Source organism: Candidatus Paceibacterota bacterium (assembly GCA_035530615.1).
GTDB lineage: Bacteria > Actinomycetota > Actinomycetes > Nanopelagicales > Nanopelagicaceae > QYPT01.
Map to the genome: position 1 here is coordinate 95437 of DATKUL010000003.1, position 15064 is coordinate 110500.

The window sequence follows — 15064 nt, forward strand, 5'->3', positions numbered from 1 at the left end:
ACCTTTAGTCTGTTGAATCTTCAGTATTCTCCAACGGAAATACGAGAGTGAAGGTTGCTCCTTCTCCCAGGGCAGAGGTGACACTTGCTTTTCCTCTATGCGCTCGCATCACGGCATCGACAATGGAGAGCCCAAGCCCGCTTCCTTCTTCACGCGCGCGAGCTCGTGATGGATCTGCACGGAAGAACCGTTCGAAAATTCTCTCCTGATCTTCAGAACTCAATCCAGGCCCCTTGTCTGCCACAGAAACCGTCGCACCTTCATTGGATTGCGAAACAGAGACTTCAATTGGAGTGCCGACCTCAGTATGCGTGCGCGCGTTGGCCAGCAAGTTTGCGACTACTTGGTGGATTCGATCAGGATCGCCAAGGATGTAGAACTCATCATCTGGAACATTTACTGTAATCGGGTGTCCTGGCCCAGCGGCGCGCGCGGATGCCACAGCATCATTAACTGTCTCAATTAAATTAACTGGCTCTTTCTTTAAATCTCGCGATTGGTCAAGCCGAGCAAGGAGTAAGAGATCTTCAACGAGAGACCCCATTCGAAGAGACTCTTTCTCGATGCGACCAATTAACTCTTTCGTCTGCTCTTCGCCCTTAACTGCTCCTTGGCGATGCAATTCTGCGAATCCTCGGATGGCGGTGAGAGGTGTGCGCAGTTCGTGACTCGCATCGGCTACGAATCTACGAAGACGATTTTCGCTAGCGCTACGCGCTGCGAATGACTCTTCAATTCGCGCCAGCATCTGGTTGAGCGATTCAACAAGTCGCCCTACTTCTGTGTCTGGTTTAGCATCTGGAAGACGCGCAGACAGATCGCCCGCTGCAATAGATTCTGCAGTTGCTTCGACTGCCTCCAAGGGCTTCAGTCCAATCGAAATCACTTTTCGTGATGCGAGGGCGATAAGGAGGAGCGCGATGAGTCCGACAAATATGAAGAGGACTTCAAGTCGATGCAGGGTCTGATCAATATTGTCCAATGACTGTGCAACAACGACACTACCTAGGGCCGAAGGAAGAACTCGTGCTAAAACTCGGAACTCGCCACCGGGTATATCCAGCGTGAAAGGCTTATTTTTATGGCTTATCACCTTGGCGGGGGTCAATCCTTCAATGAAATTTGTAATTGCCTGTGTATTGAGGTCACCACCAACGACACCCACTACTTTCCCCTCTGGATTAAGCAGCGTGACGGACATGGCGGTTGGAACCTGCCGTAGTGGTTGCATGGTCCCTGTGCCAGCTTGATTCTTCAGAGGGGTCGAGTCATTATCTGACTCGGAATCCATCATCATCGGATAGTTCTCATCAGGCGCAATTCCGGCGCGATCCAAACGAAGAGTTGACCCACCGGCAACACTGGTGAGTTGCGCATCAACTTGATCTATGAGGTACGAATGAAGGGCACTGCGCGCTGCGACGTCGGATGCGATAAAACCTAAAGCGGAAAGAGCTACGACACCCACAATGAGACGATTACGAAGACTCCACAAACTCAGCGGGTTGGAAACCTTGCGAAAGGGAGAGTCCATGGTGGCTGCAGTCTAGAAGAATTATGCTATTAAGACTTAGGAGGCATACGCAGTCTGTAACCAACACCTCGAACAGTATGAATTAGCGGTGGGTCGAAGATGTCAATCTTCTTACGAAGGTAGGAAACATAAGTCTCCACAATTCCCGCGTCTCCTCGGAAGTCGTACTGCCATACATGGTCAAGAATCTGTGCCTTGGATACAACTCGGTCTGCGTTAATTAAAAGATAACGCAGGAGGAGGAACTCGGTTGGGGAGAGATCAATCAACTGCCCGGCGCGACGGACTTCGTGAGTAGCTTCGTCCAACTCAAGGTCGGCAAAGCGGATTTTCTCGTCGTCCGGAAGTGATTCGATCGCGCCTGTGCGTCGGAGAAGTGCTCGCAGACGTGCAACCAACTCTTCTAAACTGAAGGGCTTTGTCATGTAGTCATCGCCACCAATTGTGAGACCGGCGACTTTGTCTTCCATTCCATCTTTCGCGGTGAGAAATAGAACGCCCACGGTGTGACCTTCGCTGCGCAACTGGCGACAGACCTCAAACCCATCAAGGTCGGGCAACATCACATCAAGGACAATGGCATGAGGTTGGAACTCCTCAGCAACCTGCAGTGCCTGGGCACCATTGGCCGCAGTCCGGACATCGAAACCGACGAAACGCAGACTGGTGGAAATCAGGTCGCTGATGCTGGACTCGTCATCAACGACCAAGATCCGATGGGTTGTCACTTCTTTCACGTCTTGCTGCACTGATCGCTCCTTGAGAGTCGTCATAGTCATCACCTCTGAGGCTGATAATGCCCTGTGAATCTGGGGATTATCTGAGAATATTCCGTCAGCAGCCTCTGGATTAGTGAGGCTTTACGGAGCGGAGCAACGCTTGAGCGACATCGAGGACTTCGACATCACTCTCACGCCCACTCACTCCATCGCTGACCATGACGCGACAGAACGGGCAGGCGACTGCGACTTCCTCCGCGCCGGTGGCGATTGCTTCATCCACGCGGTTGAGGTTAATGCGGGTGCCGAGGTTCTCTTCCATCCACATCCGCCCACCACCGCCACCACAGCAGAATGAGCGCTCGCGATTTCGGGGCATTTCCGTAATTTCAACACCAGTGGCTTCAAGAAGTTCTCGGGGAGCTTCATAAATTTGATTGTGCCGACCAAGATAACAAGGGTCGTGGTAGGTCAATTTCTTCGCGCTCTTGTTCACCGGAATAAGCCGGCCTTCTCTTACCAATTGATTGAGAAGTTGGGTGTGGTGAACCATCACCAATTCGAAACCGCTCTGTGCGTAGTCGCGGCCAATTGTGGTGAAGCAATGGGGGCAGGTGACAACTATTTTTTTTGTGCCTTTATCGGCTCGATTAGCAAATACTTCTTTGAAGGTCTCGATGTTTTCTTTTGCCAGAATTTGGTAAAGGAATTCATTTCCGGCTCGTCGAGCAGGATCTCCCGTACAAGTTTCTTTCTTTCCAAGAACCGCAAAACTCACGCCCGACATGTACAGAAGCTCGGCGACAGCCTTTGTGGTTTTTTTGGCGCGTTCTTCATATGCGCCGGCGCAACCGACCCAGAACAAATATTCGACATCATCGGGGAGTTGGCCTTCAACAACGCGTACCGGGAAGTTGCATTCGGCAATCCAACCTTCCCGATCGCTTCTATTAGCTCCCCATGGATTTCCGGCATTCTCCAAATTGCGAAATGTGCCGCCAAGTTCGGATGGGAATTGAGATTCGACGAGTACTTGAAAACGGCGCATATTAACAATGTGATCAATATGCTCGATATCTACCGGACACTCGTTTACGCACGCACCACAAGTAGTACATGACCATAGAACGTCATAGGAAATTGGGGCCAATTCTCCAACTAGAGATTCACTTTCAACCACCTTGGCCATGGCGTGATCTCGCATTGCCATAATGAGAAGTTTTGGTGAGAGTGGTTTTTCGGTATGCCAGGCTGGACATTGCGACTGGCACCGCCCGCACTCGGTGCAGGTCGTCATGTCGAGCAGGCCCTTCCAGGAAATGTCTGCTCTAGTACCGAGTCCAAATACATCGTTCTCAGAAGGATCTTCAAAATCAATGGGTCGACCGTGCGACAACATCTCTGGGAGTTCACCGAGGGATGATGTCCCATCGCTGTGGCGTTTGTAGTAAACATTGAAGAACGCCAGGAAGCGGTGCCACGCAACGCCCATCGTTAGATTCAACGCGATAACGATGAACCAGAACATCGAAACGACGATCTTCACGGCTGCGACTACCTGGATGGAAGTTTCAATAGTGTGAAGTGGAAGGTCCTTAAATAATTCAACGATCCACCATGAGAATGGATAGTGCCAGCTCCACGCAGTGTCACTTGATAACGCGCCTTCAAGTCCACGCAAAACACCTACGCAAATGGCGATCGCAACAATGGTCGCCTCAACGTAGTACGCCTTGAGTGATCCAGATCCAAAGAATCTCGACCGCCTTCCCTTTTGGAAAATGCGGGTGTACTGGCGGATGAAAATCAGTCCCAGAATTCCCAGACCGGTGAGGACGGTGATGAGTTCTGTGAAGTATTCATAGGGGACAAAATGGCCAATGAAAGGTAGCGCGAAAGTTGGATCTAAAACTTGTCCATAAGCGGTAATCAATGTTCCAAAAAGGGCGACGAATCCAACCATGACAACCCAGTGGGCAATGCCGGTTCCGGTGAAATTGAGCATCTTTGTATGCCCCAGGATTTCGCCCAACATATGCCCCATTCGCGAAGATCGATTCTCACTTCGTGTTGGGTCGGGTTGCCCACCTCTGTAAATAGCAAGGAGCTTTTTCCCGTTGACGTAGAGCAATATGAGCGCAAAAAGAGTTATCCCGTAGGAGATGAGCGGCAGGATCAGATTCAACCAATATGACATAGGGATGAGGGTATCCGCGCTTTTGAAAGAATGTCACTTTTCGCGAGGGGCAGTTCTCACAAGTTCGGGGGAGTTATAGATTCAGTTCCAATTTCGGAGTGATGGGAGTGCAATGAAAACGTACCGTCGAATTGATCGGTCACCTGCCGGGCTGAGGGAAGCTGCCTGGTTAGGCGCTGACATCAGTTTCACCCTTTCGAATGAGTCACGGCCCAGTCAAGTATCCTCTCGATATGAAGGATGAAAATAGTGAGTGGGAAATCAAAGTCTGCGATGACCTGGACGAATCGGATCTCCAACTTGTTTCACGTTTCTTCAATGAGTATTTTCCTGGCGTTTTCTACCCCGAATGTTCCCCACGAATATTTCAATGGAAGCTTGGAAGTGGGAATCCCTCGGGGAGCGGTTTCTTGACCATCGCCATACATGACGGAAAAGTGATCGGTACAACCTCTGGGACCCGTCAGAGAGTCCTTAAAGGAAAGAGATTAGTTACCGCCATAGAGATCGGAGACACCTTCACCCATCCGGACTTTCGAAGAAAAGGCACTTGTGCTTCCCTCTATCCAGGTACCGCTGGTCCAAATGACTATTTAAATAAGAGCATCTTTGGGCGTCTAGTGACGGAGACTTTAGATCGAGCACAAGCTTCGGGAATTCATTACGTCTTCGGAACTCCAAATGAGAATTCGAGACCTCCATACCTCAATAGACTTAAATTTCAAGAAATTGGTTGGGGGAGGGTGAAGTCTTGGAGTTCGCCCACACAAAAATTCAAAATGGGGTCACGAAAAAGTCTAGTGGTTTCACTCGCAACTTTTCTTCTCAAAGTGTTGCGAAAAATAAATCTATTGATTTCCGGACGAAATATCAAGATTGAAGAAGATGGATTTGAATCATTCGCGCTCGGTCTAGAGGCAATTCTTCAAAATACCCCACAAGATATATTGGAGCCTGGTTCAATTTGCATGGATCAAAACCTAGCATTTTTCAAGTACAGATACGCCTCGCATCCCAACTATAGGTATCAGTACTTTAAAATTCAGGTACGCGATAGAACTGTTGGTTGGATTATTTGTGTTGTGCTCGTTCGACAATCGGGGAGGGAAACACTTGTTGTTTCGGATTGGATTATTCCCGATCGGTCTATGGAAAAGAATCTACCTAAATATGTGGCCATTCTTTCGTCTAAATTTAAGATTGTTCAACTGATTTCTCTCTGGGCGGAAAGCACTAGGTATTCGTCATTTGAGTGGGGTCGGTTTGGATTTTTTAGTTGGAACCAAGTCTCACTCATTATAAAAACTTTGAATGTGGAAGATGGCGAAGTTATTCGTGAGTTTGCCGACTTTAGGATTGGATGGAGTGACAATGGTTAATTTCATAAAGCAGACCTATTTGTTGGCTATCTGATCATGCAATTTGCCATCAGGGAGAGGTTGATCAATCTAACTCGTACTGCAGTCGGATTTGTTTATGTTCTTTCCGGTAAGCCGTTTCTACATCAAGGAATGACTGTCTTTGTATTTCATGAGGTAAACGACAATCCTCGTCTTCACGCGAGAGAAACCAACACCTATTCAGATGTGGAACTGTTTAAGAAGCAGATGGGATGGATTAAGGAGAGTTTTCCACTCCTAAACCCCGGCGACGGGAGAGGAGCAATGCCGCAGCAGGGATGTTTGATTACCTTTGACGACGGATACAGTGGAGTGTTATCGAATGCTGTGCCTATTCTGGAGCATTACCAAATACCTGCCGTCTGCTTTGTTAACATTGCAACAATACAAGGGGATATAAATTCGTCCGCTATGACAATGTACATGGCAAAACGAGATCAAAATCCCCTGCACTGGGCGGATTCAAATCCTCAATTTCTAAAGGAATCGTTGGCACATCTCTCGGTCAAGGAAATTGAAGAAGTCAGGCAGTATCAAGGACCCTACATCAATGGGGAAGAACTCGAGCTCTTGTCACAGAATCCTCTAATAACCATTGGCGATCATCTTAACAATCATTGGTATATAAACAGCTTGGGCATAGATGAACTCGATATCGAAATTGCCGCAGGTCGATCAAAACTGCAGAACTACACGTGGGATGGTCGATTCTTCGCATCCCCTCACGGAGTAACTTCTGACCTGGCGATTCAATCGATTGAACGTGCCGGATATTCATATATCTTTTCTGGCAAATCCGCTATAACCACGAAGGAATTATCTCGCATCTATCCCCGTATTGATATGAATTTAAGGATTCGAAGTCGGTATCAACTTTTTGGGAGTATCGGGATAGCCAAGATGCGCAGTATTCGAATTTTCAGAAGTCTCAGGAAAATAGGTCTTTGAGGTAATACTTAGGTATTTGAGTGAGAAGAGTAGGAAAGAATGCTCGCATCCGAGCTACTGAATTTCTTCGTAGGATGCAAAGAGCGAGAATCATCAAGTAAAAGAAGGATCGTGGGCGACGACTAATCGCAAAGAGTTTTTCCTTTGAGAAATTTTGCCTTAAGTCTTGCAAAAAAATATAAGCATCGTGTTTGTCATCCATGTGAGTACCAAGAATACGACTCGCCTTGCCGTGTTTTTGTCGGAGGTATTCTAAATCCGAGGAGAGCATTTCAAGATTCGCGTGCCATTGACCAGTATAAATACGGTATTTCATGTAGGTGTCTTTCGCAGTAAGAATCTTTCCAAGCGCTTCTAGTCTCAAAGTGAGATCCAGCCCGGCAGAAGTTGAGAGCTGGGTGTCGAAACCCCCAAGTGAGAGCAAGAAGTTCCTGCGCGCCATCCCGGTAGATTCCGTACCAGCACCGAATCCCCGCAAATTAAGCCAATTTGTCAACATCTTTCGATTGTTCACGTGAAGAACTAGCCGACCCTTCTCTTGGCTCTCGCCTTGCTTATAGATTCGATAAGGACAGATCACCAAGGAAGAATCGCTATTTGCGTCCAATAGCTTGACTTGGACGTCGAGTTTGTTTTCAGCCCAGGTGTCATCCCCATCTAAGAAAGCAATGTATTCACCTTCGGATTTTTCGATACCGCGGTTTCGGGCGACGCACTGTCCGCTATTGCTTTGAGTAATGAGGTGCCAGTTTCCAGGGTTTACCTCAATGAATTTATGTATTACCTTATGGCTTTCGTCGGTAGACCCATCATCAATGATGATGCACTCCCAATCCTTATACGATTGATTTGCAACTGAATTCAACGTCTCTTCTATCCATTGAGACTTGTTATAAACGGGAATTATTATTGATACTTTTGGACTCATTTTTTCGTGGGCCTAAGCAAGGTTGCTTTCAGATACACGTTCAAAACCACGTAACTTATGCCGATGCCTAAGGGCACTCCGTAAATTCCCATGATTTTTGATCCAATGATCGGGAGGATGAAACTTGAAAAGATCAGTGCGAGGGATAGATTTCTCACCTGGCGCTCGGAGCCGTCTGAAATCAATTTGGAAATGACTATCTGGTAGTAGCCTCGTGCGATTTCCTGTGCAGCAAACAGAAGTAGGACAAGGGATGGTAGTTTCCAAGCATCCCCGAAGAATAAATTTACGAAAATTTGTGACAATGCCGAACCGATTAAAGCCAAACCTGAAACCGCAAACAGTCTGCGAAGAAAAGTTCGATTGATCGCGCCAAAAGTTGGGATCGAATTACCACCGACGATTAGTCGACTCGCGGCTTCAGGTAAAAACCGCAAAAATGAAATCAAGCTGGTTCCGACTGCGTACTTACCAAGGATCCCTAATGGTAGAAACCAGGCGATTATGATTCGGTCGATTCGGTCGGCGAACCCATTGGCGATCCCAAACAGGTGGTAATTCTTGCTTGAATTTATGAGGAAACGTATCGCCTGAAAATCAAGCTTAATCGAAGAGTCCTTTATGCTAATCAAAAGCAAGAGCGCTGCGGTAGTTGAGGTTATGTAGGAAATGATTAGTGCGGTAAAAAGCGACACGGCTATGCTCACCTGGTTTACCAAGAAGAGCATGGAATAGATTAATATCTGGATGCTAATAGTTAGCACGTCCAGAATTGCTGCTAATTTGAATAAGTTGAAGGCTATTAATGCTTGGTGATAGCAAAAATCTAAACAGGCGAAGAACGCATAGATGACCGTGATGAGAAGTAAGGTTTTGGGAATTTCTGTCTTCGTTTTTGAATAAATCAAGACGAATATTAAGGTGAGACCGGAGGCAAGAATTGAGAGAAATGTGGTCAAATAAAGATACGAGTTGAGTGTGAGCTTATTTTCTGCAGTGGGAACAGACCTTCGAAAAGCTAGGCTCACCCCTGAAGTTAGAATCACCGAAACGACCATTGTGGTCGCCATAATGAAGGCGACGAGTGATCTTCTTTCAACCCCCAGGTTGGTGCTGTAGACGAGGGCGAAAACCATCGCCAAGCCAGCGGCCAGTCCCCGAGCGCTCAGGTACCCATTTGTGATGCCCCGCGATAACTTCTTTGAGGGGGTTGCCATGGTCTCCCTAGATAATTTCCCAGAATGGTGGATGCTACTTTTGAGCCAGATTGCACTCTACAAGACCTCTGAATGAAACCGAGGTCATCCGCTGCCTCGCTCTCCAGTTCAAAGGAATCCAGCCTTGAGTCGGAGCGACTCAATCTTTTGACAAAACTCGACGCAAGGTTGAGAATTAACTCATGGTTCCTCTGGTTCCTAGAGGGGCCCAGAAATATGGGAAAAAGGAGTAATAAAGATGGCTAGAGCAGTTGGAATCGACCTCGGTACCACCAATAGTTGCGTGTCGGTCCTAGAGGGCGGCGAACCAACCGTGATCGCTAACGCTGAGGGCGCACGTACTACCCCCTCAATTGTGGCTTTTGCGAAAAACGGGGAAGTTCTCGTCGGTGAGGTGGCCAAGCGTCAGTCGGTCACCAATGTGGAGCGGACCATCCGTTCAGTAAAGCGACACATGGGTACTTCCTGGAGCATTGATATTGATGGCAAAAAGTACACGCCACAGGAGATCAGCGCACGCGTGCTTCAGAAGTTGAAGCGCGATGCGGAGTCCTACTTAGGAGAGACAGTGACCGATGCGGTCATTACCGTGCCGGCCTACTTCAATGACGCGCAACGTCAGGCGACAAAGGAAGCTGGTGAAATCGCCGGTCTTAATGTCTTGCGCATTATCAACGAGCCTACAGCCGCGGCCCTTGCCTACGGTCTAGATAAGGCAGATGAAGAGAACACCATTCTCGTCTTCGACCTTGGTGGTGGAACATTCGATGTCTCTCTTCTTGAAATTGGCGGCGGTGTTGTAGAAGTTAAAGCAACCAACGGCGATAACCACTTAGGTGGAGACGATTGGGATCAAGCACTTGTCGACTATCTCGTAAAGACTTTTGGATCGAAGAACGGTATCGACCTCACTAAAGACAAGATGGCGATGCAGCGAATTCGTGAAGCAGCAGAGAAGGCAAAGATCGAGCTCTCTTCTTCGCAGCAAGCATCCATCAACTTGCCTTACATCACCGTTGATGCAGAGAAGAATCCACTCTTCCTAGATGAGACCATCACGCGCGCGCAGTTCCAGGCACTCACGGCAGACTTGCTCGACCGCTGCAAGAAGCCTTTCCAATCCGTACTCAAGGACGCGGGAATTCCGGTCTCTGATATTCACCATGTTGTTCTCGTGGGTGGATCAACACGTATGCCAGCAGTTGTGGATCTTGTTCGAGATCTCACAGGCGGTCGCGAACCAAACAAGGGCGTCAACCCAGATGAGGTTGTTGCAGTCGGGGCGTCGCTACAAGCAGGCGTACTTAAGGGTGAAGTGAAAGATGTACTTCTTCTGGATGTCACACCTCTTTCCCTTGGCATTGAAACCAAGGGTGGGGTAATGACTCGATTGATCGAACGAAACACGACTATCCCAACAAAGCGAAGTGAGATTTTCACTACCGCTGATGACAACCAACCTGCAGTGCAAATTCAGGCTTACCAAGGTGAGCGCGAAATGGCTGCGTACAACAAGAAGTTGGGAATGTTCGAACTCACCGGTCTTCCTCCGGCACCACGTGGCGTGCCACAGATCGAAGTAACTTTCGATATCGATGCCAACGGAATTGTGCACGTTTCAGCGAAGGATCTCGGCACTGGTAAAGAGCAGAGGATGACTATCACTGGCGGCTCCGCACTTTCCAAGGACGAAATTGACCGCATGATGAAAGATGCTGAGGCGCACGCCGAAGAGGATCGCCAACGTAAAGAAGAAGCCGAAATTCGCAATACCGGCGACTCACTTCTTTACCAGACCGAGAAGTTCTTGGCAGAAAATGGCGAGAAGCTCAACGAAGGTGAAGCCGCTGCCAAGAAGGCTGAAACTGAGGAAGCGCTCGCTGAACTCAAAACCGCGCTTGGCGGTGCCAACTTCGAGATGATCAAGAGCGCAACCGAGAAGGTCTCAACCTTGAGCCAGGCACTTGGTTCTGCTCTCTACGCCGCAACTGCGCAGACTTCAGCCACTGAAGGTGGAGAAGAAGGCGTGGAAGACGCAGAGATTGTCGAAGAATAATGTCAACAGAGAATGAATCTCTGGCTGATGAAGTTATAGAGGATCTTCAAAGTGAGGCGGTGGAGAGCGATCTCGCCGTCCTCACTGGAGATCTGCAGCGGCTTCAAGCTGAGTACATAAATTATCGTAAACGCGTTGAGCGAGATCGTTCACTCTCGCATGAGTTGGCCGTTGGGGCAGTGCTCGCCGAACTTCTTCCAGTCTTGGACGATCTCGATCGAGCCAAGGAGCACGGCGAACTGAGCGGTGGCTTTAAAGCAGTCGCCGATCGATTGGTCGGCGTCACGACAAAGATAGGACTTGAGCAATTTGGGGAAGTCGGGACAACTTTCGATCCACAAATTCACGAAGCGCTCTCCCACACAACATCATCGGAAGTTAGTGAAACAACTGCGACGGCAATTCTGCAACCGGGTTACAAGTACAAGAACCGTATTCTTCGCCCTGCTAGAGTCGCCGTAACAGATCCGGAGTAAACCTTGGCCGCCAAAGATCTTTACGAGAAAGACTTCTATAAGATCCTTGGCGTTGCAAAGGATGCGACGAGCAAGGACATTAGAAAGCAGTACCGCCTGCTTGCTCACAAATTGCACCCAGATAAAAACACCGGAAACAAGAAACTTGAAGAAGAGTTCAAGGCCGTCTCCGAGGCCTATGAGATCTTGTCGGATGAAAAATCTCGCGCTGAATACGACGAAGCCCGTTCGTTATTCGAACGCGGCGGCTTTCGATCTCAACCGGCTGGACCTGGTGGCGGATTCGGAGGTAGTCGCGACTACACAGATTTGTTCAACGAGGGCTCACCCCAAGATATATTCGCCAATCTTTTTGGGGGACGCCGAGGTCCGCGGCGGGGTGCCGATCTCCAGACGGAGTCCACCATCTCTTTTCGAGAATCGATTTTTGGAACAAACCTAGAACTCCGCCTTTCCAGTGACGGTGGCGCGCCCGCCAATATCACTGTCCGGGTACCGCCAGGGGTGAAAAATGAGGGAAAGATCCGAATCAAGGGCAAGGGCGCGCCAGGCGAGGCGGGTCCAGGGGACCTCTTTATTCATCTCAAAGTTCGACCCCATCCGATCTTCTCCCACAAAGGCGAGAATCTTCATATGACGCTTCCAGTCACTTTCACGGAAGTCGCTCTTGGGGCGGATATCAAAGTTCCAACGCTTTCGGGGGAAGAAGTAACGGTTCGGATTGCGCCTGGAACACCCAATGGTCGAGTTCTTCGAGTCAAGGGCCGCGGAGTAAAAACCGCTAATGGAGTTGGGGACTTGTTGGTTCAGGTCGATGTTCAAATTCCCCGGCGTCTTAATTCAAAGGCGCAGAAAGCGCTAGAGGACTTCGCCCGCGAGAGCGCAGATGAGGATGTTCGCGCCGAATTCAAGTCAGAGGCAAAAGCATGAGCGAAGAATTGAAGAATCCAGAAGATGATGATGCAGCTGCCGTCTACGTCATATCCATCGCATCTCAACTTTCCGGGCTACACCCGCAGACCTTGCGTCAATATGATCGACTTGGTCTGGTTTCACCGGGCCGCGCAAGTGGCAGAGGCCGCAGATATTCATTGCGCGACATTGCCCTGCTTCGCAATGTGCAACGCCTCATCGGGGAAGGAATTAATCACGCTGGCATCAAAAGGATTATCGAACTTGAATCGGCTATGGCAAATATGGCACTTGAAGTGGCAAAGCTTCGAGTTGAAGTTGATGCCCTCCTGGAAGCGAATCCGCCTAAGACGCTGGCGCGGAGAGTTTCAACTCCGCTGGTGATTTACAAACAAGATTAGGACAAGATTAGAAAGAGCCCGACCACTCGGTAGGATTTCATTATGAATTCACGCGAAGCTCTAAAAGAAGAGATAAATAAAAAGGCCGTCGTCCACGGAAAAGTAATTTTGTCTTCAGGCATTGAGGCGGATTATTACGTTGACTTGCGCCGCGTGACTCTGGACGCAGTGGCTGCGCCACTCGTTGGTGACGTGATGCTCGATCTGTTAGAGGGTTGGGAGTTCGATGCAGTTGGTGGGCTCACCTTAGGCGCGGATCCCGTCGCAGCGGCAATAATGCACGTCGCCGCACAACGCGGTCGTCTGATTGATTCGTTTGTTGTTCGCAAAGCGGAGAAGCAGCACGGATTGCAAAGAAGAATTGAAGGACCAGATGTCAAGGGTCGACGAGTGGTTGCGGTCGAGGACACTTCCACAACAGGTGGTTCTGTGTTGACTGCGGTCGAAGCACTTCGCGAAGCGGGCGCAATAGTTGTTGGAGTGGCAGTGATCGTTGAACGTGGAGCCGAGCAGGCAATTCTGGATGCAGGATTGGAATATCGCGCTGCATTTTCACTCGGAGATTTAGGGCTATAGAAATGACTACTCGCACGATCGGCCCGTGGAAAGTTTCGGCGCTGGGGCTTGGCTGTATGCAACTCTCGGGAATGTCCACCACTAATGCACCAATACTGCATGAGAGCGAAAGAGCTTTTGGAGTTATTCATGCGGCGTTGGACGCAGGGGTGACATTGCTTGATACCGCGGATATTTACGCGCCGAGTTGGGATACTTTCGGCCATAACGAAAGCCTTGTTGGAGCGGCTTTCCAATCCTGGAACGGGTCGCCTTTTCAAAAGGCGAAGGTTGTTATCGCCACAAAAGGCGGCATCACTCGCGGGCCCGGTGAGAGTTGGGGTAGGTCTTCATCCCTTGATTACTTACTTCGTGCCGTCGAAGATTCGACGACGCGGTTAGAAGTCGAAAAAATCCAACTCTGGCAGCACCACCGCCTGGATCCTACGATGATTTTTGAAGACCAATTTGAGAATGTCCTCGAGCTTCAAGCACGTGGACTCGTGGAAAGAATTGGGGTGAGCAATTACAATGCCGCACAACTTCGTCGCGCGATAAAGATGGGTGGAACGCCGGCGCAAGGCGGTCTCGTCTCTGTTCAAAATGAATATAGCCCGAGATATCGCCATGCGGCTGAAGTTATAGAGATTTGCGAAGAGTATGGGATTGCATATCTTCCTTGGTCCCCACTTGGTGGAATTAGAAATGCCCGGCAACTCGGCGAGGGAGATTTTGCAGCTTTTGGCGATTTGGGTCAGAAGAAAGGAGTCTCGGCATTTGCAATGACAATTGCCTGGCTGCTGCATCTCTCGCCAACTATGATCCCAATTCCCGGAACCACTCGCGTTTCCTCGCTGCTTGATGATCTGGAAGGAGTTGGCATTTCACTGACCGCAGATGAGATGAAGTATTTGAACTCGAGTTTGCCAGAAAGCGTTCCAGTCGATGATGAGTTATTGGATCAACCGCCTTTTAGATACTAAATTTCCAAAATAAAAACGGAACTAAATTAACTCAGGTGTCGCCTTGTTCGTATTTCACGAATTATTTCGAGCCCAAGTGGGAGCAGACTAAGCAGGATGATCACTCCGATTATCGGAAGTAGGTAGGAGTCAATCGACCCTTTAAGTTTTTCTCCAAGCAGGTAGCCGAGCAGAGCGATTCCATCGGCCCAGATAATTCCTCCGATGACATTCCAGAGTAAGAATTTTGAAGCTGGTACGCGCACGATTCCGCAGAGCGGATTTATCAGGGTGCGCACGAAGGGTACATATCGGGCGAGAACAATTGCCCGACCCGGTCCGTACTTCTTGAGCCATTTTTCAGTAGCGACTACCCGGGAGTGATTGAAGAATCGTCCATCTGGGCGGTCAAAGAGTGGACGTCCAAAGCGATGGCCGATGTAGTGCCCCAACTGCGAGCCGAGGATTGTCGCAAGCGGGGCTCCGATGAAGAGCCCGAGGACGGAGAGGTGGGTGCCACCCAGCAGGGCGGCTGCCGAACCGGAGGCAGCTAGCCCGGCGACAAAAAGGAGGGAGTCTCCCGGCAGGATGAGCCCAATCAGCAGGCCGGTCTCGGCAAAAAGGGCCCCCAGGATTCCAAGCAGTCCCAGATCGACAATGATGGATTTAGCGTCCAGGAGGTTCATAGGTCGCAACCCTAACCCCATAGGGCCAGAATCAAAACGCGAGTGTGTCCCGATAGACCCCAATAGACCCAAA

The 15064-nt window shown here is 49.4% G+C and carries 14 protein-coding genes; 8 read left to right on the plus strand and 6 right to left on the minus strand.

Features of this window, described 5'->3' with window-relative positions; genetic code table 11:
* Positions 1-4: 4 nt before the first annotated feature.
* From VMW30_08985 to VMW30_08995, 3 genes are all read right to left on the minus strand, one after another.
* On the minus strand, positions 5-1534 hold the full coding sequence (locus VMW30_08985; protein ID HUW88485.1) for a HAMP domain-containing sensor histidine kinase: 1530 nt from the start codon (positions 1532-1534) through the stop codon (positions 5-7).
* A gap of 29 nt (positions 1535-1563) precedes the next feature.
* Positions 1564-2307 (minus strand): response regulator transcription factor, encoded by a 744-nt coding sequence (locus VMW30_08990; protein HUW88486.1) that lies wholly within the window; start codon positions 2305-2307, stop codon positions 1564-1566.
* Positions 2308-2383: 76 nt separating this feature from the next.
* Positions 2384-4450: a (Fe-S)-binding protein gene (locus VMW30_08995; GenBank protein HUW88487.1), complete on the minus strand. Its 2067-nt coding sequence runs from the start codon at positions 4448-4450 to the stop codon at positions 2384-2386.
* Between the two features lie 233 nt (positions 4451-4683).
* On the opposite strand from VMW30_08995, the gene VMW30_09000 reads away from it, so the two are divergent.
* Together VMW30_09000 and VMW30_09005 are read left to right on the plus strand one after the other, a co-directional pair.
* Entirely contained in the window at positions 4684-5829 is a 1146-nt protein-coding gene (locus VMW30_09000) for a GNAT family N-acetyltransferase (GenBank protein ID HUW88488.1), read from the plus strand.
* A gap of 36 nt (positions 5830-5865) precedes the next feature.
* The gene (locus tag VMW30_09005; protein HUW88489.1) at positions 5866-6798 is read left to right on the plus strand and encodes a polysaccharide deacetylase family protein; all 933 of its coding nucleotides are present in this window, start codon (positions 5866-5868) and stop codon (positions 6796-6798) included.
* Here VMW30_09005 and VMW30_09010 read toward each other — a convergent pair.
* Together VMW30_09010 and VMW30_09015 are read right to left on the minus strand one after the other, a co-directional pair.
* Positions 6779-7726 (minus strand): glycosyltransferase family 2 protein, encoded by a 948-nt coding sequence (locus VMW30_09010; protein ID HUW88490.1) that lies wholly within the window; start codon positions 7724-7726, stop codon positions 6779-6781. The two genes, VMW30_09005 and VMW30_09010, sit on opposite strands and share 20 nt — an antisense overlap.
* The gene (locus VMW30_09015) at positions 7723-8943 is read right to left on the minus strand and encodes an oligosaccharide flippase family protein (protein HUW88491.1); all 1221 of its coding nucleotides are present in this window, start codon (positions 8941-8943) and stop codon (positions 7723-7725) included. Before VMW30_09015 ends, VMW30_09010 begins: the two co-directional genes overlap by 4 nt.
* A 238-nt stretch (positions 8944-9181) precedes the next feature.
* On the opposite strand from VMW30_09015, the gene dnaK reads away from it, so the two are divergent.
* Genes dnaK through VMW30_09045 form a run of 6 tightly spaced genes read left to right on the plus strand, consistent with a single transcriptional unit; the run spans position 9182 to position 14326 of the window.
* Positions 9182-10999, plus strand: coding sequence for a molecular chaperone DnaK (dnaK, locus tag VMW30_09020; protein HUW88492.1), 1818 nt, complete (start codon positions 9182-9184; stop codon positions 10997-10999).
* Positions 10999-11475, plus strand: coding sequence for a nucleotide exchange factor GrpE (gene grpE, locus VMW30_09025; GenBank protein ID HUW88493.1), 477 nt, complete (start codon positions 10999-11001; stop codon positions 11473-11475). Before dnaK ends, grpE begins: the two co-directional genes overlap by 1 nt.
* A 3-nt stretch (positions 11476-11478) precedes the next feature.
* On the plus strand, positions 11479-12405 hold the full coding sequence (locus VMW30_09030; protein ID HUW88494.1) for a DnaJ C-terminal domain-containing protein: 927 nt from the start codon (positions 11479-11481) through the stop codon (positions 12403-12405).
* Complete coding sequence (locus VMW30_09035; protein ID HUW88495.1) at positions 12402-12788, plus strand: helix-turn-helix transcriptional regulator; 387 nt, start codon at positions 12402-12404, stop codon at positions 12786-12788. The genes VMW30_09030 and VMW30_09035 overlap by 4 nt, the downstream gene beginning before the upstream one ends.
* A 42-nt stretch (positions 12789-12830) precedes the next feature.
* Positions 12831-13364: an orotate phosphoribosyltransferase gene (pyrE, locus tag VMW30_09040; GenBank protein ID HUW88496.1), complete on the plus strand. Its 534-nt coding sequence runs from the start codon at positions 12831-12833 to the stop codon at positions 13362-13364.
* A gap of 2 nt (positions 13365-13366) precedes the next feature.
* Positions 13367-14326 carry an aldo/keto reductase gene (locus VMW30_09045; protein HUW88497.1) on the plus strand — a complete coding sequence of 320 codons (960 nt, stop codon included), beginning with the start codon at positions 13367-13369 and terminating at the stop codon, positions 14324-14326.
* Between the two features lie 26 nt (positions 14327-14352).
* On the opposite strand, the gene VMW30_09050 is transcribed toward VMW30_09045, so the two are convergent.
* Positions 14353-14991 carry a DedA family protein gene (locus VMW30_09050; protein ID HUW88498.1) on the minus strand — a complete coding sequence of 213 codons (639 nt, stop codon included), beginning with the start codon at positions 14989-14991 and terminating at the stop codon, positions 14353-14355.
* Between the last annotated feature and the right edge of the window lie 73 nt (positions 14992-15064).

Coding starts and splice junctions, on each gene's coding strand:
- grpE (HUW88493.1), top strand. CDS start 10,999: ATGTCAACAGAGAATGAATCTCTGGCTGATGAAGTTATAGAGGATCTT.
- VMW30_09010 (HUW88490.1), bottom strand. CDS start 7,726: ATGAGTCCAAAAGTATCAATAATAATTCCCGTTTATAACAAGTCTCAA.
- dnaK (HUW88492.1), top strand. CDS start 9,182: ATGGCTAGAGCAGTTGGAATCGACCTCGGTACCACCAATAGTTGCGTG.
- VMW30_08995 (HUW88487.1), bottom strand. CDS start 4,450: ATGTCATATTGGTTGAATCTGATCCTGCCGCTCATCTCCTACGGGATA.
- VMW30_09015 (HUW88491.1), bottom strand. CDS start 8,943: ATGGCAACCCCCTCAAAGAAGTTATCGCGGGGCATCACAAATGGGTAC.
- VMW30_09045 (HUW88497.1), top strand. CDS start 13,367: ATGACTACTCGCACGATCGGCCCGTGGAAAGTTTCGGCGCTGGGGCTT.
- VMW30_08990 (HUW88486.1), bottom strand. CDS start 2,307: ATGACGACTCTCAAGGAGCGATCAGTGCAGCAAGACGTGAAAGAAGTG.
- VMW30_09000 (HUW88488.1), top strand. CDS start 4,684: ATGAAGGATGAAAATAGTGAGTGGGAAATCAAAGTCTGCGATGACCTG.
- VMW30_08985 (HUW88485.1), bottom strand. CDS start 1,534: ATGGACTCTCCCTTTCGCAAGGTTTCCAACCCGCTGAGTTTGTGGAGT.
- VMW30_09005 (HUW88489.1), top strand. CDS start 5,866: ATGCAATTTGCCATCAGGGAGAGGTTGATCAATCTAACTCGTACTGCA.
- pyrE (HUW88496.1), top strand. CDS start 12,831: ATGAATTCACGCGAAGCTCTAAAAGAAGAGATAAATAAAAAGGCCGTC.
- VMW30_09035 (HUW88495.1), top strand. CDS start 12,402: ATGAGCGAAGAATTGAAGAATCCAGAAGATGATGATGCAGCTGCCGTC.
- VMW30_09050 (HUW88498.1), bottom strand. CDS start 14,991: ATGAACCTCCTGGACGCTAAATCCATCATTGTCGATCTGGGACTGCTT.